This window comes from Streptosporangium sp. NPDC051022, from assembly GCF_040683035.1.
GTDB lineage: Bacteria > Actinomycetota > Actinomycetes > Streptosporangiales > Streptosporangiaceae > Streptosporangium.
In genome coordinates, this window is the sequence record NZ_JBFBCF010000024.1 from 1 (window position 1) to 24,113 (window position 24,113).

General features: G+C 70.6%; 21 protein-coding genes and 2 pseudogenes. 14 read left to right on the forward strand and 9 right to left on the reverse strand.

The features are described from left to right. The 4 genes and pseudogenes from AB0N02_RS31710 to AB0N02_RS31725 form a co-directional block, all read right to left on the reverse strand. Positions 1 to 290, reverse strand: a pseudogene (locus AB0N02_RS31710) (2-oxoacid:ferredoxin oxidoreductase subunit beta); the annotation flags it as partial. Then, the gene (locus tag AB0N02_RS31715) at positions 283 to 2,136 is read right to left on the reverse strand and encodes a 2-oxoacid:acceptor oxidoreductase subunit alpha (protein WP_363953915.1); all 1,854 of its coding nucleotides are present in this window, start codon (positions 2,134 to 2,136) and stop codon (positions 283 to 285) included. The pseudogene AB0N02_RS31710 and the gene AB0N02_RS31715, both read right to left, overlap by 8 nt. A gap of 204 nt (positions 2,137 to 2,340) precedes the next feature. Further along, on the reverse strand, positions 2,341 to 2,430 hold the full coding sequence (locus AB0N02_RS31720) for a putative leader peptide (protein WP_363953917.1): 90 nt from the start codon (positions 2,428 to 2,430) through the stop codon (positions 2,341 to 2,343). A gap of 69 nt (positions 2,431 to 2,499) precedes the next feature. Then, positions 2,500 to 4,026 (reverse strand): polysaccharide deacetylase family protein, encoded by a 1,527-nt coding sequence (locus AB0N02_RS31725; RefSeq protein WP_363953919.1) that lies wholly within the window; start codon positions 4,024 to 4,026, stop codon positions 2,500 to 2,502. A gap of 211 nt (positions 4,027 to 4,237) precedes the next feature. On the opposite strand from AB0N02_RS31725, the gene ndhC reads away from it, so the two are divergent. From ndhC to AB0N02_RS31750, 5 genes are all read left to right on the forward strand, one after another. Beyond that, positions 4,238 to 4,609, forward strand: a complete 372-nt coding sequence (ndhC, locus tag AB0N02_RS31730) for an NADH-quinone oxidoreductase subunit A (protein WP_363953921.1) — start codon at positions 4,238 to 4,240, stop codon at positions 4,607 to 4,609. A 105-nt stretch (positions 4,610 to 4,714) separates the two neighbouring features. After that, complete coding sequence (locus tag AB0N02_RS31735; RefSeq protein WP_363954168.1) at positions 4,715 to 5,155, forward strand: NADH-quinone oxidoreductase subunit B family protein; 441 nt, start codon at positions 4,715 to 4,717, stop codon at positions 5,153 to 5,155. Further along, positions 5,148 to 5,738: an NADH-quinone oxidoreductase subunit C gene (locus AB0N02_RS31740; protein ID WP_363953924.1), complete on the forward strand. Its 591-nt coding sequence runs from the start codon at positions 5,148 to 5,150 to the stop codon at positions 5,736 to 5,738. The genes AB0N02_RS31735 and AB0N02_RS31740 overlap by 8 nt, the downstream gene beginning before the upstream one ends. A gap of 223 nt (positions 5,739 to 5,961) precedes the next feature. After that, the gene (nuoH, locus tag AB0N02_RS31745) at positions 5,962 to 6,915 is read left to right on the forward strand and encodes an NADH-quinone oxidoreductase subunit NuoH (RefSeq protein WP_363953926.1); all 954 of its coding nucleotides are present in this window, start codon (positions 5,962 to 5,964) and stop codon (positions 6,913 to 6,915) included. 113 nt (positions 6,916 to 7,028) lie between these two features. Then, entirely contained in the window at positions 7,029 to 7,964 is a 936-nt protein-coding gene (locus AB0N02_RS31750) for a hypothetical protein (protein WP_363953928.1), read from the forward strand. 47 nt (positions 7,965 to 8,011) lie between these two features. On the opposite strand, the gene AB0N02_RS31755 is transcribed toward AB0N02_RS31750, so the two are convergent. Beyond that, on the reverse strand, positions 8,012 to 9,343 hold the full coding sequence (locus AB0N02_RS31755; protein ID WP_363953930.1) for a serine/threonine-protein kinase: 1,332 nt from the start codon (positions 9,341 to 9,343) through the stop codon (positions 8,012 to 8,014). A gap of 273 nt (positions 9,344 to 9,616) precedes the next feature. On the opposite strand from AB0N02_RS31755, the gene AB0N02_RS31760 reads away from it, so the two are divergent. The 8 genes and pseudogenes from AB0N02_RS31760 to htpX all read left to right on the forward strand — a co-directional run bounded on the left by AB0N02_RS31760 (position 9,617) and on the right by htpX (position 19,368). Continuing rightward, positions 9,617 to 11,320 carry a 4Fe-4S binding protein gene (locus AB0N02_RS31760; RefSeq protein ID WP_363953932.1) on the forward strand — a complete coding sequence of 568 codons (1,704 nt, stop codon included), beginning with the start codon at positions 9,617 to 9,619 and terminating at the stop codon, positions 11,318 to 11,320. Next, positions 11,317 to 11,853 (forward strand): NADH-quinone oxidoreductase subunit J, encoded by a 537-nt coding sequence (locus tag AB0N02_RS31765; protein WP_363953934.1) that lies wholly within the window; start codon positions 11,317 to 11,319, stop codon positions 11,851 to 11,853. The genes AB0N02_RS31760 and AB0N02_RS31765 overlap by 4 nt, the downstream gene beginning before the upstream one ends. Position 11,854: 1 nt before the next feature. Continuing rightward, positions 11,855 to 12,139, forward strand: a pseudogene (gene nuoK / locus AB0N02_RS31770) (NADH-quinone oxidoreductase subunit NuoK); the annotation flags it as partial. 185 nt (positions 12,140 to 12,324) lie between these two features. Continuing rightward, positions 12,325 to 14,289 (forward strand): NADH-quinone oxidoreductase subunit L, encoded by a 1,965-nt coding sequence (locus AB0N02_RS31775; protein ID WP_363953936.1) that lies wholly within the window; start codon positions 12,325 to 12,327, stop codon positions 14,287 to 14,289. Between the two features lie 246 nt (positions 14,290 to 14,535). Next, positions 14,536 to 14,775 (forward strand): hypothetical protein, encoded by a 240-nt coding sequence (locus AB0N02_RS31780; RefSeq protein WP_363953938.1) that lies wholly within the window; start codon positions 14,536 to 14,538, stop codon positions 14,773 to 14,775. Between the two features lie 28 nt (positions 14,776 to 14,803). Continuing rightward, positions 14,804 to 16,474: an NADH-quinone oxidoreductase subunit M gene (locus AB0N02_RS31785; RefSeq protein WP_363953940.1), complete on the forward strand. Its 1,671-nt coding sequence runs from the start codon at positions 14,804 to 14,806 to the stop codon at positions 16,472 to 16,474. Further along, positions 16,471 to 18,441 (forward strand): NADH-quinone oxidoreductase subunit N, encoded by a 1,971-nt coding sequence (locus AB0N02_RS31790; RefSeq protein ID WP_363953942.1) that lies wholly within the window; start codon positions 16,471 to 16,473, stop codon positions 18,439 to 18,441. The genes AB0N02_RS31785 and AB0N02_RS31790 overlap by 4 nt, the downstream gene beginning before the upstream one ends. A 75-nt stretch (positions 18,442 to 18,516) precedes the next feature. Further along, positions 18,517 to 19,368, forward strand: coding sequence for a zinc metalloprotease HtpX (htpX, locus tag AB0N02_RS31795; RefSeq protein WP_363953944.1), 852 nt, complete (start codon positions 18,517 to 18,519; stop codon positions 19,366 to 19,368). Between the two features lie 25 nt (positions 19,369 to 19,393). On the opposite strand, the gene AB0N02_RS31800 is transcribed toward htpX, so the two are convergent. Together AB0N02_RS31800 and AB0N02_RS31805 are read right to left on the reverse strand one after the other, a co-directional pair. Further along, positions 19,394 to 20,665 carry an MFS transporter gene (locus tag AB0N02_RS31800; protein ID WP_363953946.1) on the reverse strand — a complete coding sequence of 424 codons (1,272 nt, stop codon included), beginning with the start codon at positions 20,663 to 20,665 and terminating at the stop codon, positions 19,394 to 19,396. 16 nt (positions 20,666 to 20,681) lie between these two features. Beyond that, a complete protein-coding gene (locus AB0N02_RS31805) occupies positions 20,682 to 21,569 on the reverse strand; it encodes a tyrosine-protein phosphatase (protein ID WP_363953948.1) in 888 nt (295 codons plus the stop codon). Between the two features lie 132 nt (positions 21,570 to 21,701). Between AB0N02_RS31805 and AB0N02_RS31810 the strand changes: the two genes are divergently transcribed. After that, complete coding sequence (locus AB0N02_RS31810) at positions 21,702 to 22,409, forward strand: GntR family transcriptional regulator (RefSeq protein ID WP_363953950.1); 708 nt, start codon at positions 21,702 to 21,704, stop codon at positions 22,407 to 22,409. Here AB0N02_RS31810 and AB0N02_RS31815 read toward each other — a convergent pair. Continuing rightward, positions 22,393 to 23,229, reverse strand: coding sequence for a metallophosphoesterase (locus tag AB0N02_RS31815; protein ID WP_363953952.1), 837 nt, complete (start codon positions 23,227 to 23,229; stop codon positions 22,393 to 22,395). The two genes, AB0N02_RS31810 and AB0N02_RS31815, sit on opposite strands and share 17 nt — an antisense overlap. A gap of 289 nt (positions 23,230 to 23,518) precedes the next feature. Next, on the reverse strand, positions 23,519 to 24,094 hold the full coding sequence (locus tag AB0N02_RS31820) for a pyridoxamine 5'-phosphate oxidase family protein (protein WP_363953954.1): 576 nt from the start codon (positions 24,092 to 24,094) through the stop codon (positions 23,519 to 23,521). Positions 24,095 to 24,113: the final 19 nt, after the last annotated feature.

The window sequence follows — 24,113 nt, forward strand, 5'->3', positions numbered from 1 at the left end:
GAGGCCAGCCCGGTGGCGATCGCCGGGGCGCGGCCGTGGATCGAGTGGAACCCGTAGGTGTTCATGTAGTACGGGAACCGCGACGAGCAGCCGATGCCCGAGACGAACACCATGTTCTCGCGCTTGAGGCCCAGCTCGGGAACGAACGACTGGACCGCGGCCAGGATCGCGTAGTCACCGCAGCCGGGGCACCAGCGGACCTCCTGGTCGGACTTGAAGTCCTTCATGCCCAGCTTGACGTCGGACTTCGGCACCAGGGACAGGCCCCGGCCGTTCTGGATCTCACTCACTGTCGATCACGTCCTGGATCACGCCGGCCAGTTCCTCGGCCTTGAACGGAAGCCCGCGCACGCGGTTGTAGCTGATGATGTCGACCAGGAAGCGGGCGCGCAGCAGCAGCGCGAGCTGGCCGAGGTTGATCTCGGGGAGCAGCACCTTGTCGTAGGAGCGCAGCACCTCGCCGGTGTTGGCCGGCAGCGGGTTGAGGTGGCGCAGGTGGGCCTGGGCGACCTTGCCGCCGGACCTCCTGATCCGCCGCACGGCCGCCGCGATCGGCCCGTAGGTCGAGCCCCAGCCGATCACCAGCACCCGGGCGCCGCCGTCGGGGTCGTCGGCCTCCAGCGGCGGGATGTCCTGGGCGATCCCGTCGATCTTGGCCTGGCGGAGCCGGACCATCTTGTCGTGGTTGGCGGGGTCGTAGGAGATGTTGCCGGTGCCGTCGGCCTTCTCGATGCCGCCGATCCGGTGCTCCAGGCCCGCGGTGCCCGGGATCGCCCAGGGCCGGGCCAGGGTCTCGGCGTCGCGCTTGAACGGCAGGAAGGTCACGCCGTCCTCGCCGTTGGGGGCAGCGGCGAACTCGGTGCTGATGTCGGGCAGCTCGGCCGCGCTGGGCACCTTCCACGGCTCGGAGCCGTTGGCGAGGTAACCGTCGGACAGCAGCATGACCGGCGTGCGGTACTTCACCGCCAGGCGGGCGGCCTCGACGGCCGCGTCGAAGCAGTCGGACGGCGTCGACGGCGCCACGATGGGCAGCGGCGACTCGCCGTTGCGGCCGAACATGGCCATCAGCAGGTCGGTCTGCTCGGTCTTGGTCGGCATGCCGGTGCTCGGGCCCGCCCGCTGCACGTCGACCACGATCAGCGGCAGCTCGGTGGTCACGGCCAGGCCGACGGTCTCGGCCTTCAGCGCCACGCCCGGACCCGAGGTGGTGGTGACGCCCAGGGCCCCGCCGAACGCGGCCCCGAGGGCGGCGCCGACCCCGGCGATCTCGTCCTCGGCCTGGAAGGTGCGCACCCCGAACCGCTTGTGCTTGGACAGCTCGTGCAGGATGTCGCTGGCCGGGGTGATCGGGTAGGACCCCAGGAACAGCGGCAGTTTCGACTGCACGGAGGCCGCGACCAGACCGTAGGCGAGGGCCTGGTTGCCGGAGATGTTCCGGTAGATGCCCGGAGCCAGCGGGGCGGGCTTGACCTCGTAGCTGACGGAGAAGGACTCGGTGGTCTCGCCGTAGTTCCAGCCCGCCTGGAAGGCCGCGATGTTGGCCTTGGCGATGTCGGGCCTCTTGGCGAACTTGTTCTCCAGGAACCTGATCGTCGTCTCGGTCGGCCGGTGGTAGAGCCAGCTCAGCAGACCGAGGGCGAACATGTTCTTGGCGCGCTCGGCGTCCTTCTTGGACAGGTCGAAGCCCTCCAGCGCCCTGACCGTCAGCGAGGTCAGCGGCACCGGGTGGACCCGCCACTCGGCGAGCGAGTCGTCCTCGAGCGGGTTGGCGCCGTAGCCGACCTTCTGCAGGTTGCGCTTGGTGAACTCATCGGTGTTGGCGATGATGTCGGCCCCGCGCGGCAGGTCGCCGATGTTGGCCTTCAAGGCCGCCGGGTTCATCACGACCAGGACGTTCGGCGCGTCACCGGGGGTGAGGATGTCGTGGTCGGCGAAGTGGAGCTGGAAGCTCGACACACCCGGCAGGGTGCCTGCGGGGGCGCGGATCTCGGCGGGGAAGTTGGGCAGTGTCGACAGGTCGTTGCCGAACTCCGCCGTTCCCGACGTGAAGCGATCACCGGTCAGCTGCATGCCGTCGCCGGAGTCGCCGGCGAACCGGATGATGACGCGGTCGAGTTGCTGAACCTGCTTGGTCACAGCTCAGTCCTCCTCGACGCGAAAGGGCGCCGTTGATGGTGGCACGTTCTCAATTCCATGCTAGATCCCTCGGAGTAACGCGGAGTCTTTTCGCGTTCCACTCGGCGGAGGAATGTGACGTATGTCGCAGATCCTCGGCGGCCGCTGAGTTGGAGATGGCTCGGGCGTGGCGCATTGCGGCCGGCTGTCCCGGCCGCTGGGGGGTCACGATCGCGAACGGTTGGTCCGACACAGCCCAGCGGCGAGCCGGCACAGGTCCACGTGCAGGCGGCCGAAGAGGACGGTTGAGGTCACGGTGCCTAACTATATGTGCCGGGAGGAAAGTGGCCTCATCGCCTCTGGCTATGTACTCATAGCCTCCGGCTATGGCGTCGGCGTCCTCTCCAGTGCCGTCGGACCGCCCGGCGGCTTCTCTGAACTGCTCGATCGACCGGAGGCGCCGGAGTCGTAGGTTTCTCCGGGACGCATCGGGTGCGAGCCGTACAGCTCGGGGACGGTCACAAAGGTGTAACCCTTCTCCTGCAGTCTCCGCAGGATCTCGGGGGCCGCCTTGATGGTCGGGTCGTCCATGTCGTGCATGAGGATGACGGCTCCGGGCTTCGCCCCCGCGACGGCCCGGTCGGCGATGTCCTTCGTCTTCCCGCCGTGCCGGTCTCCGGCGTCGACGCTCCAGCCGACCACCGAGAGACCGAGAGTGCGCGCGATGGCGGCGATCCGGCCGTCGCTCTCGCCGTACGGCGGCCGCATCAGCCCCGGAACCTGTCCGATCGTCTGGGTGATCACGTACTGGGCGCGGCTGAGCTGGTCGACGACCTTGCTGTCGGTGAGGGCGGTCAGGTCACGATGGGACCAGGTGTGGTTGCCCACCAGGTGCCCCTCCCGCATCATCCGTTTGAGCAGTTCGGGCTTGGCGGAGGCGTTGGCGCCGACGGTGAAGAAGGTGGCCCTGGCGCGATACCTGCCCAGGACGTCCAGCAGCCGTTCCGTGCCGGGCCCGGGGCCGTCGTCGTAGGTGAGCGCCACACACTTGGCCTTGGCGCAGTCGACGCTGCCGGTCTGGGAGCTCTCCGCCGGGGGCTTGGCCGTGTCCGCCTTCGCGACGAAGTCCTTCCACACCGCGGAGCCGGGCTCGTCGGCCGTCTTCACGGCCGCCCGCTGCGCCCGCATCCCGGTCGCAGACAGCAGCCGCTCGATCTCGGCGGCCGGTACGGCCACCACCACCCGGCCCAGGGACGCGGCTCCCACCTGCTGGTCGTCGAACTCCACGACGAGGTCGCCGTGCGAGTTGAAGCCCATGGAGTCGAAGAACCCCGCCTCCGCCTTGATCACACTGGAGTTCACCTCGGGCCTCCGGCCGGCCAGCCCGGTCTTGACGAGCAGGGCCAGGTCCTTCAGCGCGGTGCCGTTCTTGAGCAGGCCCGCCGAGTCAAGGACACGGGCGTCCGTCCGGTCGTACCAGACGGTGGTCCGGGACTCCGACCAGCCGGCGCCGGCGGACTCGCCCATGCGCAGCCGTACGCCGATCACCTGGTCGGACACGGCGGCGAGCTGCCAGTCGACGTTGAACTCGCGGTGGGGAAGGTCGGAGTCCGCCGAGGCGACGCGGTTGAAGTGGTCGAGCCGCCCGAGCACCGTCTTGCGGAGTTTCTCGGTGAGGCGGGGAGCGTCGTCGATCGCGGGGTAGGCGGCCTGCACGTGCCGGTCGGCGGCGTCGCCCTCGGTGATGGTGCGCACGTTCAGCCCGTGGACCCGGGCGGGGTCCACATAGTTGATCATCGTGGGCTCCGACGGAACCCGGTCTTGCGCGTGGGTGGAGGTGGTGAGGACACCGCATCCGGTGACGGTCGCGGCCAGAAGGGCGATACTTCCGACGAGTCCCGCTTTGGGCATGAATGTAACCATAGGTGGCGAGAGTGTGCTTTTGCCGGATTTTGTGATTACCCGGGTGGAGGTTTTGGCTGGATCAGGTTTGATCGCTCCACTGCGTGACGAAGACGGTGGATCCTGCTATAGCTGGTGGGAGAGGGGCTCGCGGCGAGGTGTGCGCCCGGGGCGCGGGGGAGGTCCGCGACCTCGGAGTCCCCGGAAGGTGGGCAGAGCCGTGGACGGCTACTTCGGCTCCTACGCGGTGGTCCTCGCGCTGTTCGCGATCGGGACCGTGATCGTGGTCGGGGCGCTGACGGTCAACCGGATGCTGCGCCCGGCCCGGCCGACCCCCGACAAGCTGCTGACCTACGAGTGCGGAGTCGACCCGGTCGGCGAGGGCTGGGCCCAGTCGCAGATCCGCTACTACGTCTTCACGTACCTCTACGTGGTGTTCGCGGTGGACGCGGTCTTCCTCTTCCCCTGGGCGACGGTCTTCGCCGCTCCCGGTTTCGGGACGGCCACGCTGGTCGAGATGTTCGTCTTCCTGGGATTCATCGGGCTCGGGATCCTGTACGCCTGGCGCAAACGCGTGCTCGTCTGGGCCTGAGCGCCGCCGAGGCGGTGCCCGAACCGGCACTGAAGGAGAATGAGGGTCATGGCGGACCTTCCGATGCCCACCCTGGGACCGGCCTCCAGGCTGGCCCCCAAACCCATGCGCTTCATCCTGAACTGGGGGCGCCGATACTCGCTGTGGGCGTTCAACTTCGGCCTGGCCTGCTGCGCGATCGAGTTCATCGCGACCTCGATGAGCCGTCACGACTTCATCAGGTTCGGGGTCATCCCGTTCGCCAACGGCCCCAGGCAGGCCGATCTGATGATCGTCTCGGGGACGGTGACCGACAAGATGGCCCCGGCGGTCAAACGGCTGTACGAGCAGATGCCCGAACCCAAGTACGTGATCTCCTTCGGCGCCTGCTCCAACTCCGGCGGCCCCTACTGGGACTCCTACTGCGTGACCAAGGGGGTGGACCAGATCATCCCGGTCGACGTCTACGTCCCCGGCTGCCCGCCTCGCCCCGAGGCGCTGCTGCACGGCATCATGCTGCTCCAGGAGAAGATCGCCGCGGAGAACCCGGGTGATCGCCATGTCTGACCCCGCGGTCCCCGCGGACGGGCGGGCACGCGACCGGCGGCGGACGCCCGAGGCGCTCGCGGAGCGGTACGGCGAGCGCGTCCAGGTGTCGGAGTCGTCCGGCGAGATCACGGCGGACGTCCAGGCCGGCGACTGGATCGACCTGCTGGAGTTCGCCCGCGCCGAGGGCCACGAGTTCTTCGACTGGCTCACCGCGGTCGACGACCCGCCGGACGGGTTCCAGATCGTCGCGCACGTGTTCGACCCCGTCTCGCACGAGCGCCTGCTGCTGCGCACCCGCGTGTCCCGCGCCGACCCCAGGCTGCCCAGCGCGGTCGGTGTCTTCAGGGGGGCCGACTGGCACGAGCGCGAGACCTTCGAGATGTTCGGCGTGGTCTTCGAGGGCCACCCGAACCTGGTCCCGCTGCTGCTTCCCGAGGGCTTCGAGGGTTTTCCGCTGCGCAAGGACTTCGTGCTGGCCGCCCGGGTCGCCAAGGCGTGGCCGGGGGCCAAGGAGCCCGGCGAGTCCGACCACGGCTCGCCGAGCCGCCGCAAGACGCTCCCGCCCGGCGTGCCCGCCGACTGGGGGCGCGAGGGCGGATGAGGGATTCCCGGCCGGGACATCGTGGCCGGGGATCCACGGATCGGGGACATCGCGGGGACACCTCGAGGACACCGCAGGGACACCGCGGGGGCATCTCGGCGACATCGCGGCCGGAACGGTGGCCGCGACCGTGGCTGAACGGCCCGCCGGCGGGGGATGTGATGGCTGAGGAGTCCGCTGATTGGGGATGTGATGGCTGAGGGACCCGCCGGCTGGGGGCACGATGGCTGAGGTGCTCGACGTCGCCGTCCGGCTCGTCGTGATCGTCGTGGCCTTCCTGGTGCTGCCGCTGGTCGCCGGTCAGGCCGAGCACAAGATCATGGCGCACATGCAGGCCCGCCTGGGCCCCATGTACGCCGGGGGCTTCCACGGCTGGGCCCAGCTGATCGCCGACGGTGTCAAGTTCGTCCAGAAGGAGCACGTGGTCCCGGCCGCCGCCGACCGCCGGGTCTTCACCGTCGCGCCCGCGGTGGCGCTGATCCCCTACCTCGTGGTGATGGTCGTCATCCCCGTCGGCCCCGGCCTGGTCGGGGTCGACCTGGACGTCGGGCTGTTCTTCGTCCTGGCCGTGCTGGGGGTCGGCGTGCTCGGCTCGATCATGGCCGGATGGTCGTCGGGGAACAAGTACTCCCTCCTGGGCGGCATGCGCTCGGCGGCCCAGCTCATGGCCTACGAGCTGCCGCTGGTCCTGGCCGCCTCCAGCGTCGCGATGGCCGCGGGCACGCTCTCGCTGCCGGGGATCGTGTCGGCCTGGCAGTGGTGGTGGCTGCCTTGGCAGGCGATCGGCGGCGTCGTCTTCTTCGTGGCCGGGCTCGCCGAGCTGCGCCGCCCGCCGTTCGACATGCCGATCGCCGACTCCGAGATCATCATGGGTCCGATGACCGAGTACACCGGGATCAGGTTCGCCCTGTTCATGCTGGCCGAGTACGTCGGAATCATCGTGTTCTCCGCGCTCACCGCGGTGCTGTTCCTCGGCGGCTGGCACGGCCCCGTGCTGCCCGGCCCCGTGTGGACGCTCCTGAAGGTGGCGGCCCTGGTGTTCGTGGTGATCTGGGTCCGCGTGAGCTTTCCCAGGCTCCGCGAGGACCAGCTCCAGAAGCTCGCCTGGGTCGGCCTGGTGCCGCTGGCGCTGGTCCAGCTCGCGCTGACGGGAGTCGTCAGGGTCCTCACCGGCTGATCGCCGGCCGTCGTGACCTGCGGGTCCGGCCGATGTTCGAAGCGTGTGCGCCGGGCAGGGAGGAATACCTCCAGGTGGGACCAGAGGCCACCAGAGGCCAAGGACGGAGAAGCATGACTCTCGCGCTCGCCGTTGAGAACGACGACCTGGTCGTCGAGGTGCCGGAACACACCCCGGTACGGCTGCCGCTCACCGGCCGGGACAGGGCGGGCGCGCTGCTGCTGTTCGGCTACCCCGGCAGGGGCAGGACGAGGTACGGCCTGGCGGTGCTGGACGAGTCCGGCCTGGTGATGCTGGAGGCGCCCGGCTCCCGGTCACGCCGGGAGATAGAGGCGTTCGCCGCGGACAGCGGCCTGGGGTTCGAGATCAGGAGGTTCGCGACCGGGGAGGAGACCCGTGTGGCGCTCGCCCGCCGGTCGCCCGGATGGCGGGCGGTGACATGGCGCAGGCCGCCCCCGGCCGTGCCACGGCTGCGCGTGCCCGGGGTGCGGAGCCTGCGGCCCCCGAAGGGCTCGCCCCGGATCTGGTGGCGCGAGCAACTGCTCTACGGGCTCATGTGGCTGGTGCTCGCCTACGGTGCGGCCTTCGTGGCGCTGGTCGTCCTCAACCTGGAGCGTCCCGGCGGCGACCTCGGTGAGGCCCTGGGCCCGCTCGGGGTGGCGGCGCTGGTCCTGGCGGCGCTGACCGCCGTCGGCGCCGTCGTGGCCGGGATCGGCAGGCGGCGGGCCCGGGGCCGGACCGCGGACGGCCGCGTGCTGCGGCGGCACGGCGAGCCCCACTGCCGCCTGGTCGTCGTCCACGGCCGGCTGCTGCTGGAGACCGCGCGCCGGACACGCGAGATCGACGCCTCCGGGCTGCTGCTCTACTCCGTGGAGCCGGGGATGACCGGGCTGATCGTCGGGGACGGGCTGTTCCACCTGCCAGGTCGCTGGGACCCGGAGGAGGTGGAGCGCTTCGCCGTACGGAACGGTTTCGAACTGCGGACCCGGACGCTGGGCCGCCAGGAGTATCTCGACCTGACGGCCGGGGTACGGGACGCGGTGCCCTGACACCGCCCTGACACCGCCCTGACGGTGGTTTTCGACGTGCGGGCCGGTCAGTGCACGATTCGCAGCATGATGTCGGCGGCGGTCGGCCGGTTGCCCGGCTGTTTGTCCAGGCAGGTGGCGGCCAGCGGGCGCAGCGACTGGGGCAGCGCCGACAGGTCGGGATGGTGGTTGATCACCCGGTTGAGGATCGCCGGGATGGTGTCATCGCCGAAGGCCGCGCGCCCGGAGGCGGCGAAGATCATGGTGGCCGCCCAGCTGAACACGTCGGACTCGGGGCCGATGGCCCCTCCGGCGAGCTGCTCGGGCGACATGTAGGCGGGGGTGCCCATGATGTTGCCCGATGTCGCGGTGACCTGGTCCAGGGCGCGGGCGATGCCGAAGTCGATCACGCGCGGCCCGTCGGCGCCGATCAGCACGTTGGCCGGTTTGAAATCCCGGTGCACGACGCCCGCCTTGTGGATCGCGGCCAGCGCGCCCGCCGTGGCCAGGGCCAGCCGGGTCAGGCCGTCCTCGTTGCGGGGCCCCTGATCGCGGACGAGCTGCTCCAGCGAGACACCGTCCACGAACTCGCTGACGATGTACGCCTGGTCGTCGGTGATGTTCACGTCGAGCACCCGGGCCGTGGAGAAGGTCGCCACCTTGCGCGTCGCCTCGACCTCCCGCAGGAACCGCTCCCTGACCATCTGGTTGCCGGTGAGGTGCTGGTGCAGGACCTTGATCGCCACCTTCTGCCCCTGCGGGGTGAGGGCGAGGTGGACCGTCCCCTGACCGCCCTTCCCCAGGTCGCCGATCAGCCGGTACGGCCCCAGCCAGCCCCGGGGCGTGCCGGAGGTCTGCGTGTGGTGCGGCTGCGGATGGGACGTCTGCGCGTGCGTCTGGGGATGGTGGGTCTGGGTGTGGTGGGGCTGGGGCGGGTGCGCGGGCGCGTGCATGCTCGAGGCCACGGTCGGCGCGGTGGGGTACGGCACGGCCGGTGTGACCGGCACGGGGGGCGGGAACAGCACCCCCGGTCCCGGCAGCCTCGGCCCCTGAGGGTCCTGCTGGAAGACCGACCCCCTGATGATCAGCGCGTGCCCCAGCCCGCCGATCCAGCTCGCGAAGAGGCCGATCGTCATGACGGCGTTCAGCCAGCCCGGGATCAGGTCGGTGTCGTCGTAGGCCGAGATCGCGACGATGAACACCCCGATGCCCAGGGCGTAGAAGGCGGCCGACAGGGCCAGGAGCGGGCTGCGCAGCTTGCGGGCGGCGTGGGCCATGATGAACGGCGTCCCCATGCCGCAGGTGAACAGGGGGACCAATGCCCACACCACGCTCAGCCCCGTGTTCGATCGCGGGGGCGGCGGCTGACCATGCCAGGAGGGACCGTACTGGTGGGACATGGGGCGAAGAATACGTACTTCTGAGGGGGCTTGTAGTCACCTTGGCGGGTGATTCTGCGGAGGAGGCTCACACTCGAACACACAGTCTGTGGATAACCATTGTGGATAACTTGGGGCTCCTGGGGATAGTCCCTGACCGGAGCCGTTTCTCCCGGGGAGCGTTACCGGGCACCACCGGATTCCCGGGCGCGGGTCCATGCGCCATGATGTTGAGTTGTGGCACGTATACCAGGAGTGGGGTTGGCGAAAGGGCTCTCCGTCACCCTTCGCCACATGCTGAACAGGTCGGTGACCCAGCAGTACCCCGAAGTCCAGCCGGAACTGCCTCCCCGGAGCCGGGGGGTGATCGGCCTGGTCGAGGAGAACTGCACGGTGTGCATGCTCTGTGCCCGTGAGTGTCCCGACTGGTGCATCTACATCGACTCCCACAAGGAGACCCTCCCCGCGCCCGAGGGCGGCCGTCCCCGCGCCCGCAACGTGCTCGATCGCTTCGCGATCGACTTCTCCCTGTGCATGTACTGCGGGATCTGCATCGAGGTCTGCCCGTTCGACGCCCTGTTCTGGTCCCCCGAGTTCGAGTACGCCGAGGGCGACATCCGCAACCTCCTGCACGAGAGGGACAGACTGTCCGCCTGGGCCCAGACCGTCCCACCGCCTCCCGCCCACGAGCCGAACGCCGATCCGCCCAAGGAACTGGCCGCGGCCTCCCGCTCCCTTCCCGGCGAGGCCTCCGGCGCGACCCGTCCGGGCCGGCGGGAGACGGGCCCGGTCCCCGGCCGGGGGGCGGCGGGCCGTACGGCGGGGAGGCCCGATGCGGCGGGTCGCGTAGCCGGTGAACCGGGTGGCAGGCCGGGTGGGGGCGACGAGCCGGGCGTGACCGGTGAACGGCGCACGGCCGGTAGACCGGGCACGGCAGGTGAGACGGGCACAGCCGACAGGACGGACACGGCCGACAAGAAGGACACGGCCGACAGGACGGACGCGGCCGGTGGGCCGGACGCGGCCGGTGGGCCGGACACGGTCGGCGCGCCGGGCAGGACCGGTGGGCCGGACGCGGCCGGTAAGACGGACACGGCAGGCAACGCGGGCGCGGCGGCACCGGCACCCGGGGCGACCTCGGGCGAGTCCGGTCCGGCGACCCGTTCCACCCGCCCGGACCACCCGGCCCATCCCGGCCGCCCTGACCGTCCTGAGCGCGCTGACCGGTTGTCCGGGCGGGCGGCCGAGGCGCCCGGCTCCAAGGGAGGTGAGTCCGGCTCCGAACCCGCGACGCCCGACTCCTCCACCGCTCTCGACCGCACGCCTCCCGCTCCAGGAGCCGAGTCCCCGGAAACCTCCTCCCGCAAGGCCGTTCCTTCGGACTCCCGCGAGGCCGTTCCTTCGGACTCCCGCGAGGCCGTCCCCTCGGACGACGCCACCCGGGACACCGGCCTGCCGGACCCCTCCCGTTCGTCCGCCTCCACACCGGGCCCGGCCGTTCCGGACGTCGCGGCCGGGGCTTCACGAGCAGGGGCCGGGGAACCTGACGGCTCCGACAAGACGGACGGGTCTTCCACGACGGCGGACTTCTCCGACGAGACGGACGGGTCTTCCAGGGCGGAGGACTCCGGCACGGGGGAACCCCCGTCCTCGCCGTCTCCGGCCGGACGGGCCCCGGAGAGACCGGAGGGTCCGGAGAGACCGGTCGGGGCGGAGCGGCCGACGGTGGACCGGCCGGGTGCGGCGGACCGGCCGGAGAGGCCGGGAAGACCGGAGAGGCCGGTGCGGCGTGCCTCGGCCGGGCACGCGAGCGTCCGGGCGATCCGGCCGCCCGGGGCACTGCCCAAGAGGGACGATTCATCCACAGGCGGCTTGTCCACAGGTGGGCCGTCCGGCGAGAAGTTATCCACAGGTGAGGGTGGCGTCCCCCCGGCGGCGGGCACTCCGGAGCAAACTGCTGCCACGGACCCGAACGGAGAGCCCGAGGAGGAGAAGTGACCGAGGCGCCGTCCTATCTGTCACCGACCGGGCAGGAGATCGTCTTCCTGCTGCTGGGTGTGGTGGCCGTCGGGGCGGCGCTGCTCGTGGTGACCACGAAACAGCTCGTTCACGCCGCGCTGTGGCTGGTGGTCTGCTTCGGAGCCCTCGCGGGCGGTTATCTCGTCCTGACGGCCGAGTTCGTCGCCTGGGTCCAGTTGCTGATCTACGTGGGCGCGATCGTGGTCCTGCTGCTGTTCGGCATCATGCTCACCCGTGCCCCGATCGGCAGGGCCGCCGACCTCGACAGCCGGAACCGGCCCGCCGCGGCGATCGTGGCGGTCGCCACGGCGGCCGTGCTGGTCACCGTGATCGTCGACGGGTTCCGTTCGGCCTACGCGCCGCTGAAGCCGGGCGCGGGATCCGCCGGAGAGCTCGGCTCCGCCATCTTCCGCAACTGGGTGCTTCCCTTCGAGGTGCTCTCGGTCCTCCTGCTGGCCGCTCTCGTCGGAGCCATCGTCCTGTCCCGCACCGACATCCGCGGGAGGGAGTGACGTGCACATCGTCTACCCGGCGATCGTCTCCGCGCTGCTGTTCTCCATCGGCGTGTACGGCGTGCTCGCGCGCCGCAACACGATCCTCGTCCTGATGTCCGTCGAGCTCATGCTCAACGCGGTCAACCTCAACCTGGTCGCGTTCGACATGTGGTTGCGTGACCGGTTGCACAGCGGTCAGGTCCTCACGCTGTTCGTCATCGTGATCGCCGCCGCGGAGGTCGGGCTCGGGCTCGCGATCATCCTGGCCCTCTACCGCAACCGCCGGACGGTGGACCTCGACCGTCTCCGTGCCCTGGCCGAGCCCGCCGACCCTCACGCCCCCACCGGCACGACCACCGAAACCGGCGGCGCGGCCACCTCCGGAGAAGGAGACCGAGAAGGGGGCGGAAACTCTCCCCGGTCGCTCGGCGCCGCCGCCGGCCCCGTCCGTACGATGCCCGGACGAGGTGACAGGACAGGTGACATGCCGTGATCTCCGTCGCCGCCGCCGTCATCCTGCTGCCGTTCGTCGCCGCGGCCACCGGCTTGCTGGGCTCCCGTTTCCCCCGGGGTCTTCGAGGTGGTCCCGCCGACCGGGCCGCCAACCGCCGGGCAGCCCTGATCGCGGTCGTGCCGACCGCGATCTCCACGGTGCTCGCGATCTGGCTGCTCTACGCCGACTGGACCGGCGCGGGCGGGGGACGGAGGGCGCTGCTCCCCGGGGCCGGTGAGGGAGCGGCCCCGACGGGGATCGACGGTGTCACGGGAACGCTCGACGTCGTCGGCACGGGTTCGCTGCCGATCTCGATCGGGCTGCTCGTCGACGGTCTCGCCGCGGCGGTCGCGGTGCTGGTCACCGTGGTCGCGCTGGCCGTGCAGGTCTACTCGGTCGGTTACATGGCCGACGATCGGCGTTACCCGTCCTACAGCGCGTTCATCAGCCTGTTCACCAGCGCCATGCTCCTGGTCGTCTACGCCGCCGACCTCCTCGTCCTCTACGTGGGCTGGGAGATCATGGGCCTGTGCTCCTACCTGCTGATCGGCCACTGGTGGGAGGACCGCGCCAACTCCCGGGCGGCGGTCAAGTCGTTCCTGGTCACCCGGCTCGGTGACGTCGGATTCCTGTTCGGGATCTTCGTCCTGGGCGCGGCGGCCGGAAGCTTCCGGATCGCCGACGTCATCGCGAAGGCCCCGGAGATGTCCTCCGGCACGGTCGTGGCCGCGACGATGCTGCTGCTCGCGGGAGTCGCGGGCAAGAGCGCCCAGGTGCCGCTGCACACCTGGCTCCCCGACGCGATGGCCGGCCCCACCCCGATCAGCGCGCTCATCCACGCGGCGACCATGGTCGCGGCCGGGATCTTCCTCGTCGCCCGCCTCTACCCCGTCTTCATCGAGGCGGGTCCCACCCTTGACGTGCTCGCGGTCATCGCCGCACTCGGCATGCTCGGTGCCGCGCTGGCCGCCCTGGCACAGGACGACCTCAAACGGGTCCTCGCCTACTCCACGATCAGTCAGCTCGCCTACATGGCCGGTGCCCTGGCGGCGGGGTCCGAGAGCGCCGCGATCTTCCATCTGATCACCCACGGCGCCTTCAAGGCACTCCTCTTCCTCTGCGCCGGGGCCGTGATCCACGCGGTCGGCTCCAACCTCATGAGCGCGATGGGCGGCCTTCGCGGAGAGCTCCCCATCACCTTCACCGCGATGACGATCGGCTTCGCCGCCCTGATGGGCCTTCCCCCGGCCAGTGGTTTCTTCAGCAAGGACGAGGTGCTGCTGACCATGGAGCGGGCACTGACCGCGGGACCGCTCACCGACGCGGCCGCCCTGCTGCTGTACGGCTGCGCGCTGACCACGGTGGCGGTGACCGGCGCCTACGCCACCCGGGCGTGGCTGCGGACCTTCTTCGGCGAGCGCCGCGCCGTCGCGCTCCCCGAGTCCGGCATCGCCCACGCCGTCGCGTTCTCCGAGTCCGGCACCGCCCGCGCCGTCGGCACCCCCGAGGCCCCGGCGACCATGCGCTGGCCGATCATGCTTCTCGCGGTGCCGGCACTGCTCCTGGGCTTCCTCGGCGTCACCGATCTCCACTGGGCCACCGCCACCCTCAGCGCCGTGCTGGCGCTGCTCGGCGCCGGAGTGGTCTACGCCGTCTGGCGCGGCGACCCGCTGAGCGATCCCGCCCGAGCCCTCGGTCCCTTCCGCGTCCCGTGCGAGCGGGCCTTCTACGTCGACTCCGTCTATCACGCGCTGTTCGTCCGGCCGGTGCTGGGCCTTTCCCGCCTGGTCGCCCGCGCCGACGATCGCGTGGTCGACGGCGCGGTGCGCGGTTCGGGCCGGGCGACCCTGAGCCTGGCGGGCCTTGCCCGCCTGATCCAGAACGGCAACGCGCAGCTCTACATCACCGGTCTCCTCGCGGGCGTCCTCCTCCTCGCGGCGGGGGCGGTGATCTTCGGATGATCCCTCTGCCTCCCCGAAACCCCACCCCTGTCTCTCACCACGTTCCTCCAGCATGGATGTCCCGTCCTTCAGTGCGGGCCTTCAGGGCGGGGAGGAAATGCGGAACGGTCTCTCACTGTGTTCTCCGGATGTGTTCGGCAGGGCTTGTCATGGTGATCGGGCCGGTGATGACCAAGTCGGCATCGCGGGACCGCCCCGGGGCATGGGGTGGCGGCGCGGGGAGCCCGCCGGCCGTCAGGCGGGGCTGTGAACCGCGAACCACCCGGCTTCGGCCGGGAATCCCGGTCCTTTCGGGGCCGGGAGAATGTCAACCCACCGTCCCTCATGGGAACGGCGGCCGGGATGCGGTTCCGATCTCCGAAGACGGCCTTCACGAAGACCGTGTTCGCAAAGACGGCCTTCACGAAGACCGTGTTCGCAAAGACGGCCTTCACGAAGACCGTGTTCGCGGAGACGGCGTTCGCGGAGACGGCTTCCCGGGTGTGATCTCGGCGCCGGGCGGGGTGATCGGTCCGTGAACTGGGTGCTGATCGCTCTGCTCGTGGTGCCGCTGGCCGGAGCCGCCGTGCTGCTCGTGCCGTTCCGGACGGACGCCGCCGCCGCCGAAGGACGGCTGCTCCGGCTGTACGCCCTGGCGGTGTCCGGAGTCACGTTCGCGCTCTCCCTGGTGCCTGTCGTCGCGTTCGGCCCTGGTGGCGGCGCGGCCGATGTGCGGTTCTCGACCGACGTGGCCTGGGTTCCCGGGCTGGACCTCAGATTCCACCTCGGGGTCGACGGCATCTCGCTGCCTCTGGTCGTGCTGACCACGCTGCTGACGTTCCTCTGCTTCGTCTACCTGTGCTGGGGCGGCGCCGACGGGCCGGGACAGCTGCTGTGGCCGAAACCCGGTGGAAGACGGCCCCGGGCCCTGGTGTTCACACTGCTCATCCTCGAAGTGGGCATGATCGGCACGTTCCTCGCGCTCGACCTGCTGCTGTTCTTCGTGTTCTTCGAGGTCGTCCTCATCCCGATGTACTTCGTGATCGCCATCTGGGGCGGGAACGCCAGGCGGGCGGCGGCGCTCAAGTTCATCCTCTACACGCTGCTCGGCTCGGTCGTGCTCCTGCTCGGACTGCTGTTCGTCTGGGCGCGGACCGGCACCCTGGACATGGTCGCCCTCGCCGGGGCGCACGGGGCGGGCATGTCCCGCTCGGCGCAGACTCTCGCCTTCGTGGCCATCGGCGTCGGGCTCGCGGTCAAGAGCCCGATGTGGCCGCTGCACACGTGGCTGCCCGCCGCCCACACCGAGGCACCGACCGTCGGCTCGGTGCTCCTCGCGGGTGTTCTGCTCAAGATGGGCACCTACGGCTTCGCCCGCATCGCGATCCCGATCCTGCCCCAGGGCGCCGAGACCGTGGCCCCATGGCTCGGCGTCTTCGCGGTGGTCGGCATCATCTACGGCTCCCTCGCCTGCCTCGCCCAGCGCGACCTCAAGCGGATGATCGCCTACTCCTCGATCGGTCACATGGGGTTCGTGCTCCTGGGCTTCGCCACGCTCACCCCGGTCGGGATCAACGCCGGGCTGTTCGGCAACATCGCCCACGGCCTGATCACCGCACTGCTCTTCTTCGTCGTCGGAGGCATCAAGGAGCGTTACGGCACCGCCGCCATACCGGCGCTCGGCGGCGGCATGCTCTCGCGGCTGCCGCACCTCGCCTCCCTGCTCACCTTCGCCTCCGTAGCCTCACTCGGCCTGCCCGGGCTGGCGGGTTTCTGGGGCGAGATGCTGGCCCTCCTCGGCGCCTTCGACCCCGCCGCCGGCCTTTCCCGCCCGCTCTACCTGCTCCTCATGGCCGTCGCAGGTCTCGGCACCGTCCTGACCGCCGCATATTTCCTGGTCATGCTGTCCCGTGTCACCCACGGTCGCCTGACCGAGACCGTCCACGCCCCACTGCTCGCCGCAGTGGGCGGTGCGGGGCCGGGCGGCGGCGAGGACGCGGGCACAGGGGGTGGTGGGGACGCGGGCGGTGGTGGCCCGACGCACACCTCCGCGTACGCCGGAGCCGCACGCATGCGCGATGTCACCGGCTACGAGCTGGCGGCCTGGGTGCCGTTGGTCGCGCTGATCCTGCTGTTCGGTCTCTGGCCGAAGGCGCTCCTCTCCCTTACCGATCCGGTCGTCCAGAGCATGCTGGGGGCGCCGTGATCCAGTCGGTCGACTACTACGCGGTCGCGCCCCTGCTGGTCCTGGCGCTCACCGGCGGGCTCGTGCTGCTCCTGGATGCTTTCCTGCCGCGTCGGCCGTACGTTCGCCCGCTGCTCGGCCTGGTCACCCTGGCCGGGGTGCTCGGTGCCCTGGGTGTGGTGATCTCTCAGGCGTCGCGCCTGAGAGAACCCCTGCGGACCTTCTGCGTGCCCACAGGACTGTCCGGTGTGATCCGCGGTGAGGAGGCGGGCGGTGCGAGTGCGGCTCCGGCGGCTGGGACGGGCGGTGCGAGCGCGGCCTCGTGCTCGTTCGTGGTCGACCACTTCAGCCTGATCTTCGCGGGACTCACCCTGGTCGCGGGCGTCGTCGTGGTGCTGCTGTCCATGGCGGAGCTCTCCTCCGGAGAGATCCCCGTCGGTGAGTGGTACTTCCTGCTGTTCTGCACGTTGACCGGTGCCGTCGCCCTGCCCGCCTCCCGAGATCTGATCATGCTGGTCGTCGCGCTGGAGCTGGTCTCGCTGCCGGTCTTCGCGCTGACCGCGCTCAGACGCTACGACGGCCGGAGCTCCGAGGCGGCGGTCAAGCTCTTCCTGGTCTCGGTGGTCTCGACCGCGGTGATGCTTTTCGGGATCTCCCTGCTGTACGGCACGACGGGAACCGTTTATCTCGACCGGCTGGCCCAGGCGCTGCGCGCCCCCCTCACCGGACTCCAGGTCCCGCCCGGCCAGGCGGCTCACGCCGGGGCACAGGCCGCCGGGACCTTCGACGCCGGAGTGCAGGCCACGGGGGCCCACGGCTCCGAGGCCTACTCCTCCTCACTGCGCATCACCTTCGACGCGCCGCCCGCCGACCTGCGGCCCGTGCTCACCGTGGCCGTCGTCCTGGTGCTGGCCGGGTTCGCCTTCAAGATCGCAGCGGTGCCGTTCCACGCCTGGGCGGGCGACGTCTACCAGGGGGCGCCGGTGCCGGTCGCGGCACTGCTCTCGGTGATCTCCAAGGCCGCCGGGTTCGCCGGGGTGATCCTCGTCCTCGTCACGGCGCTGGGAAGCCGGGCTGGCACCTGGGTCCCGCTGGTCGCGATCATCGCCGCGCTGACGATGACGGTGGGCAACCTCCTGGCTCTGCGGCAGCGCCATGCCGTACGCCTGCTCGCCTGGTCCTCGGTGGCCCAGTCGGGTTACATCCTCGCCCCCCTCGGTGTCCACGGCGACAGGACGACGAGCGCGTCGATCGCGTACCTGGTCTTCTACGCGGCGATGAACCTCGGGGCGTTCGCGGTGGTCATGCTGGTGTCACGGCGTTCTCCCCGAAACGAGCTGGACGACTACCGGGGACTGGTGTTCCGCGCTCCGGTCGCCGGACTCGCGCTGGTCTTCTTCCTGCTCTGTCTGGCAGGCCTGCCGCCGGGGCTGGCGGGGATGTTCGCCAAGATCGTGGTGTTCCGGGAGATCGTCGGAGGCGGCGGGGCCTGGCTGGCGGTGGTGATGGCCGTCAACACGGTCATCGGCCTCTACTACTACGTCGCCTGGGCCGTGCGGATCCTCACTCCGGTCCAGGTTCCGGTTCCCGTTTCCGCCGCGGTTCCCGTTTCCGCCGCGGCCGCCGCGGAGGGTGGTGCCGAGGTGTCCCCCGAGGCGGGCGGCCGTACCACGACCGGAGCGGGCACCGGCCGTGTGAACGCGGAGGCGGGCGCCGTTCCCACCGGTCCTGGAGCGGATGGCGGTCGTGCGGGATCCGGAGCGGAGACGGATGGTGGTCGTGCGGGATCCGGAGCGGAGACGGATGGTGGTCGTGCGGGATCCGGGGCGGAGGAGGCTCGCGGCGGATTCGGAGTGGGCGGCGGTCGTGCCGGTTGGGTGCCGGTGGGGATCGCGATCGTGCTGGCGGGAGGCATCGCGCTGTTGTTCTCGGTCGCCCCGCAGGTGGTGTTCGACCTCCTTCCGGAAGTCCTCATCGCCGTCGGCTGAGCGTTTTCGGGAACGTTCGACCAGGCCGGAGACGTTGGAACCAATGAACCGGCATCAACCGACAAGGGGGGTGTAGTGCACCACAACGGTCTGCGTACCGCGGTTCTCCTCGGCGCACTGTCAGCGGTGATCATCGCGGCGGGAGCGTGGCTGGGCGGCGGCGCAGGCGTGCAGATCGCGGTTCTGGTCGCCCTGGTGACCAACGGCGCCGCCTACTTCTTCTCCGATCGGATAGCCCTGTCCGCCATGCGTGCCCGGCCGGTGAGCGAGGTCGAGCAGCCGGTCCTGTACCGGATCGTGCGGGAGCTGTCCACCGAGGCGCGTCAGCCCATGCCCCGGCTGTACGTCTCACCGACCATGCAGCCCAATGCCTTCGCCACCGGCCGCAATCCTCGCAACGCCGCGGTCTGCGTGACCTACGGCATCACCCAGCTCCTCGACGAGCGCGAGCTGCGCGGGGTCATCGGGCACGAGCTGTCCCACGTCTACAACCGCGACATCCTGATCTCGTCGGTGGCCGGCGCGCTCGCCACGATGATCACTTACCTCGGCTACGTCGGCCTGCTCTTCGGCGGAGGAGACGACGACGAGGGGCCCGGCTTCCTCGGTGCCCTGCTCATGATGGTGCTCGGCCCGGTCGCCGCCGGAATGATCCAGATGGCCGTGTCCCGCTCCCGGGAGTACCAGGCGGACGAGTCCGGTGCCCGGCTGACCGGCGACCCGCTGGCGCTCGCCTCCGCGCTGCGGAAGATAGAGATGGGAGCCAGGCAACTGCCCCTTCCCGAGAACAGCCGTCTCGCCTCCACCTCCCACCTCATGATCGCCAATCCTTTCCGGGGAGCGGGGATCGGCCGGTTGTTCTCCACCCACCCGCCCACCGCCGAGCGCGTCGCCCGGCTGGAGCGGATGGCCGGCTACCGCCGCTGAGGCGGCCGGGAGCCGGCCAAGGGGGCTAGCGTACGTCCCGCAGCAGGCCGACCAGCGGGGCGGCGGCGAGTGTCAGCAGGCCGCAGGCCAGGAAGAGCAGGAAGTAGTTCGGGCCGGGGGCGAAGGGGTCGGACCCGATGCCGAGCAGGATCGGCGCGACCGCGGGGGCCACCGCGCTGGGCAGGTGCTTGGCCATCGCGAAGGCGCCGAGATAGCGGCCCGCGTCACGCTCGTCCGGAAGCACCCTGGTGACCAGGCCGAGGTCCACGGCGTAGTAGACGCCGGTGGCGGCCCCGCTGACGATCGCGACGGCCACCACCACGCCGACACTCGCGGTCACGGCCTTCAGCAGCAGCGTCGCGGCCAGGATCGTCGTCGCCCACAGCACGAAGGGGCGTCCCCGGCCGATCCTGGCCGACCACAGTCCCCCGAGGTAGGCGCAGAGGCCGGACAGCAGGGTGCTGACGATGCTGGTCAGTCCCACCAGCGCGACGGCCTCCGAGGTCGGCATGCCGACCCGGCTCTGCAGGTAGTAGAGCGAGTACGACGCGATCAGTGCGAAACCGATGCTGACGAGCAGCCGCTGGATCCACAGCAGCCGGTAGTCGCGGGCGTGCCGGGGCAGGACGAGCAGCGCCGAGGCGAGGCTGCCGAGGTTCACCGGCCGCCGCTCCGCCGGGTCGAGGCGGCGGTCGGGCAGTACGGCGCAGAGCGCGCCCGCCGCGGTCACCGCGAGCCCGCCGCAGATCGTGAACTGCAGGAGCAGTTCCCCCGTGAAAGCCTGGGACAGCGCCATCGCCGGGATCACGCCGACCATGTTGCACATCGAGAACACGCCCGCCACGCGGACGCGGCGTTCGGCGGGGAACTGGTCGACGACCGTGGCGGTCAGCCCGGCCACCATGGCCTGGTAGCCGGTGACCGCGACCATCCAGCCGATCGCCACCGCGGCGATCGATCCCGCGAGCGCCAGGATGAGCAGCCCGGCCAGGCCGACCAGCGAGCCGCCCAGGATCCACGGTCTGCGCATGCCGTACCGGCTGGTGGTGCGGTCGGACAGGTGGCCGCTCAGCGGGTTGGCGACCACGGTGGCCACCCCGCCGAGGGCCGCGACGAGTCCGAGCGAGGCCTCCTTACCCTCGGGTGCTATCTCCTGGATCTTGAGGCCGAGGCCGAGGATGAGCGGCAGGGCTCCGGCGGCCGCGTAGAAGAGTTCGGCGAGACCGATGGCGGCGACGAGGCCACGCCGGGGCACCGGCCGGGGCGGAGCGGTTTCCCGGGGGAGGGTGAGGGACATGGGAACGCCTTTCGGATCAGCCGACAAGGGCGGTGCGAAGTCGCCGGACGTGGCCCTCGGTCAGGCCATGGGCCAGGAGCAGCCGCTCGGCGCCTCCGCGGGCGTCGAGGGCGGCCAGGAAGGTGCGCATGGCGGCTTCCGGCGCGTCGAGCAGCCCGGACACCGCGCCGGTGACCTCCGCCAGATGAGGCGGTACGGCCTGCGGCGCCGGGCAGGCGGTCTCCGCCGAGGAAGGCGGCGGGGGCTGGAGTACCAGGTCGGCGGCTTCCGCCGAGGGAGGCGTTGGGGGCTGTGGTGCCGGGCCGGTGGATGCCGTGGCGTGGGCGGGGGCCGAGGCAGGGGGAGCCGTGGGGGAGTTCGGTGGGGTCACGGGGGAGTTCAGGCCGAGCATCGTCATGATCTGGGGAAGGTGCTCCCCGGTCGCCGTGTAGTCGCGGACGATCGTGTCGTGGTCCACTCCGGCCAGGTCGAGGATCAACGCCACGACCAGGCCGGTGCGGTCCTTGCCTGCGGCGCAGTGCACCAGGGCGGGCAGCCCGTCGGCGATCTCCGCGACGACGGAGGCGAACCAGGTGGTCCGGTGGTCGAGCATCAGGACGTACAGGTCGCCGAGTTCGATTCCGGGTGGCAAGGCGGACAGGTCGGCGGGGGATCCCGAGGTGCCGAGTCTGACGATCCGCACGCCGCGCTCGGCCAGGGGAGCCCAGTCGTCGCCGGTCCGTTCGGCCTCGCCGCGCAGGTCCGCGATGAGGCGCAGTCCTTCGAGCGGGCCGCCGAGGAGTCCCGCGAGCAGGTCGGTGTCGGCGTGGGTCAGGGCGTGGGGCTGGGCGGAGCGCAGCAGCACGCCGGTGCGCAAAACGGTTCCGGTGCCGTCGGCGACGTCACGGAGGTTCAGAAGCGGCATGAGTCATATATATGACTGGCTCACCTGCGGAAACGCGGCGGAGAAATGGACGGTGAGTGAACGGGCGGGCAACGTTCGCACATCCGTGAATCATCGGCCGGGCCTGCCGTGCGAGAGCCGTACAGTATCCAGATGCCCAGAGAAGCCCGCTATCGCGCGATCGCCCGTGAGCTCGGGCGGCGCATCGAATCCGGTGAACTGCCGCCGGGTGAGCGGCTGCCCACCGAGGACGCGCTCGCCGAGCGGTTCGGCGTGCACCGCCTCACCGCCCGGCAGGCGATGATCGAGCTGCGCAAGGCGGGGCTGGTCGAGACGCGGCACGGGCTGGGCAGTTTCGTACGGCGCGCCCCACGCCGGATCGAGGTGACCGTCGATCCCGTCACCCGCAGGCACCGGCCGGTGGATCTGGAGGGGCTGGCCGCGACCTTCGCCGGCGGAGAGGAGATCCTCACCCGGGGGCCCGTCGAGCACCCCGCCGGAGCGCGCCACCTCGGGCTTCCCAGTGGGGAGATCCACGAGATCACCACGTTGCTCAGGTCCGGAGGCGTGCCGTGCGTGCTGAGCCGCTACCGGCTTCCCCCCGGGCGAGCGGACCTCGCCTACGACCCGGCGCTCGGTGTGCTCGGCTCGTTGGAGACGGGTGGGACGCCCTACCGCTACGCCTGGCACGCGATCTCGGCGGACCTGGCCGACCCCGACGACCAGGCCGTGCTCTCGGTCGACGTGGGCACCGCCGTACTCGTGCGGGAGGGGCTCGTCGCGCACGGCGACGAGCCCCTGTGTCACATCGAGCGGCGCTGCCGCGGAGACCTCGTCTCCTTCGTCACCCGCTATGACTAGCCAGGTGGCCGAGGAGTTCCTCGGTGTCCAGGTCGTACACCGGGGGCGCCGACGACAGCGGGACCACCGTGGTGATCAGGCCGTCCTCGGTGATGTCGATCCGGCTGAACGCCTGGAACGGGATCCCGCGGGTCCTGTCCGCCGGAGCCATGGTGTCGGCGCCGTAGGCGTTGCCGGGGCCGACCCAGACCGGGACGCCCGCGAGCGTGCCCGACGTCGCGCTGTGGGTGTGACCGGCGACGATCAGCCGTACGTCGGACCCGGCCAGCACCTCGGCCAGCTTCTCCGGGGTGCGCAGCCCGATCCCGTTCATCATCGGCAGCACGCTGGGGATGGGCGGGTGGTGCAGCACCAGCACGCTGCCGTCGGCCGCCGGCTCGGCCAGCGTCGCGGCCAGCCATTTCAGCTGGTCGCCGGAGAGCTCGCCGTGGTGCGCGCCGGGCACGGTGGTGTCGAGGGTCACGACGCGCAGACCATGAATCCAGGCCACGGCGTCGTACGGCTCGCCGCTCGGCTCGACGCCGACGAGCGCCGCGCGGAAGGCGCGGCGCTCGTCGTGGTTGCCCATCGCGACCACGACGGCCGCGCCGAGCCTGCTCGCGGCGGACTCCAGGGCCTCGGCCACCAGCCGGTAGGAGGGTTCGTCCCCCCGCTCGGCGATGTCGCCGGACAGGATGATCGCGTCCACGGGCTGCCCGGCGGCGACCACGGTGTCCAGCGCGGTCCTGAGGGCCCCCGTCGAGTCGATGGAGTCGTGGAGCAGGCCGTCGGCGACGGCGTGGACATCGGTGAGATGGATGAGTGTGTACCTGTTGGACATGACACCGACCATTGCTCATGTCACTGAACGTGACTGGTCATCTATATGAATTGCGGAGGTACGGCTCCCGCCGGGCGCATCCACTGGGGAGTCCCGCCGGACGGCCGCCCGCCGGTGACGTGACCCGCCGATGAGATGACCTGTTGGTGAGACGGCCCGCCGGTGAGACGGCGGACGGCCCGCCGACGAGATGGTCGCGCCTCCGCTGGAACGGGGGCTGCTCGGAACCGGTGAACCGCCGGATCGGAAACCTGCTCGGAAGTGGTGGGCCACCGGGCCGGGAGCCCGTTCAGGAGTGCTGGGCCACCGGATCGGTCTCCTCGGGCGACAGTCCGGGGAGACCGTCGATGCTCTCGCGGTTGTTCTTGGCCCGGTAGGCCCGCCGCTCCTGGACGTCCTTGCGTCCCGCCCACTCGTCCAGCAGCGTCCGATCCTTGTCGAAGGACATGAAGGGGACAGAGAAGCCGCAGGAGTCGGCGATGCGGTCGCATTCGACGACGATGATCGAGCGGACGCCGGGATGCGAGCCGAACTTCTTGATCAGCTCGGGGAAGGCGGGATCGTCCGGGACGACGACCCGGCCGGTGCCGTACAGGCGGAGGATGTTGGGAGGACCGGAGAAGGCGCAGAACATGACCGTGATACGGCCGTTCTGGCGGAGGTGGGAGACGGTTTCGACGCCGCTGCCGTCCAGATCGAGGTAGGCCACGGTGGTGTCGTCGAGGACGGCGAAGGTGTCGGGGTATCCCTTGGGGGAGACGTTGACGTGACCGCCCTGTTCGGGGGCGGTTGCGACGAAGTAGACCGGCTGCGCTTCGATGAACTCACGCAGCCGGTCGTTGAGCCTTGCGTGGATTTTCCCCATGAGAAGGACGATAGATGGC

Excerpts from the sequence above, each read along its gene's own strand:
- AB0N02_RS31725 (WP_363953919.1), bottom strand. The coding sequence starts at position 4,026 with ATGCCCAAAGCGGGACTCGTCGGAAGTATCGCCCTTCTGGCCGCGACC.
- AB0N02_RS31735 (WP_363954168.1), top strand. The coding sequence starts at position 4,715 with ATGCGCTTCATCCTGAACTGGGGGCGCCGATACTCGCTGTGGGCGTTC.
- AB0N02_RS31740 (WP_363953924.1), top strand. The coding sequence starts at position 5,148 with ATGTCTGACCCCGCGGTCCCCGCGGACGGGCGGGCACGCGACCGGCGG.
- nuoH (WP_363953926.1), top strand. The coding sequence starts at position 5,962 with ATGGCTGAGGTGCTCGACGTCGCCGTCCGGCTCGTCGTGATCGTCGTG.
- AB0N02_RS31750 (WP_363953928.1), top strand. The coding sequence starts at position 7,029 with ATGACTCTCGCGCTCGCCGTTGAGAACGACGACCTGGTCGTCGAGGTG.
- AB0N02_RS31755 (WP_363953930.1), bottom strand. The coding sequence starts at position 9,343 with ATGTCCCACCAGTACGGTCCCTCCTGGCATGGTCAGCCGCCGCCCCCG.
- AB0N02_RS31760 (WP_363953932.1), top strand. The coding sequence starts at position 9,617 with ATGCTGAACAGGTCGGTGACCCAGCAGTACCCCGAAGTCCAGCCGGAA.
- AB0N02_RS31800 (WP_363953946.1), bottom strand. The coding sequence starts at position 20,665 with ATGTCCCTCACCCTCCCCCGGGAAACCGCTCCGCCCCGGCCGGTGCCC.
- AB0N02_RS31805 (WP_363953948.1), bottom strand. The coding sequence starts at position 21,569 with ATGCCGCTTCTGAACCTCCGTGACGTCGCCGACGGCACCGGAACCGTT.
- AB0N02_RS31810 (WP_363953950.1), top strand. The coding sequence starts at position 21,702 with ATGCCCAGAGAAGCCCGCTATCGCGCGATCGCCCGTGAGCTCGGGCGG.
- AB0N02_RS31815 (WP_363953952.1), bottom strand. The coding sequence starts at position 23,229 with ATGTCCAACAGGTACACACTCATCCATCTCACCGATGTCCACGCCGTC.
- AB0N02_RS31820 (WP_363953954.1), bottom strand. The coding sequence starts at position 24,094 with ATGGGGAAAATCCACGCAAGGCTCAACGACCGGCTGCGTGAGTTCATC.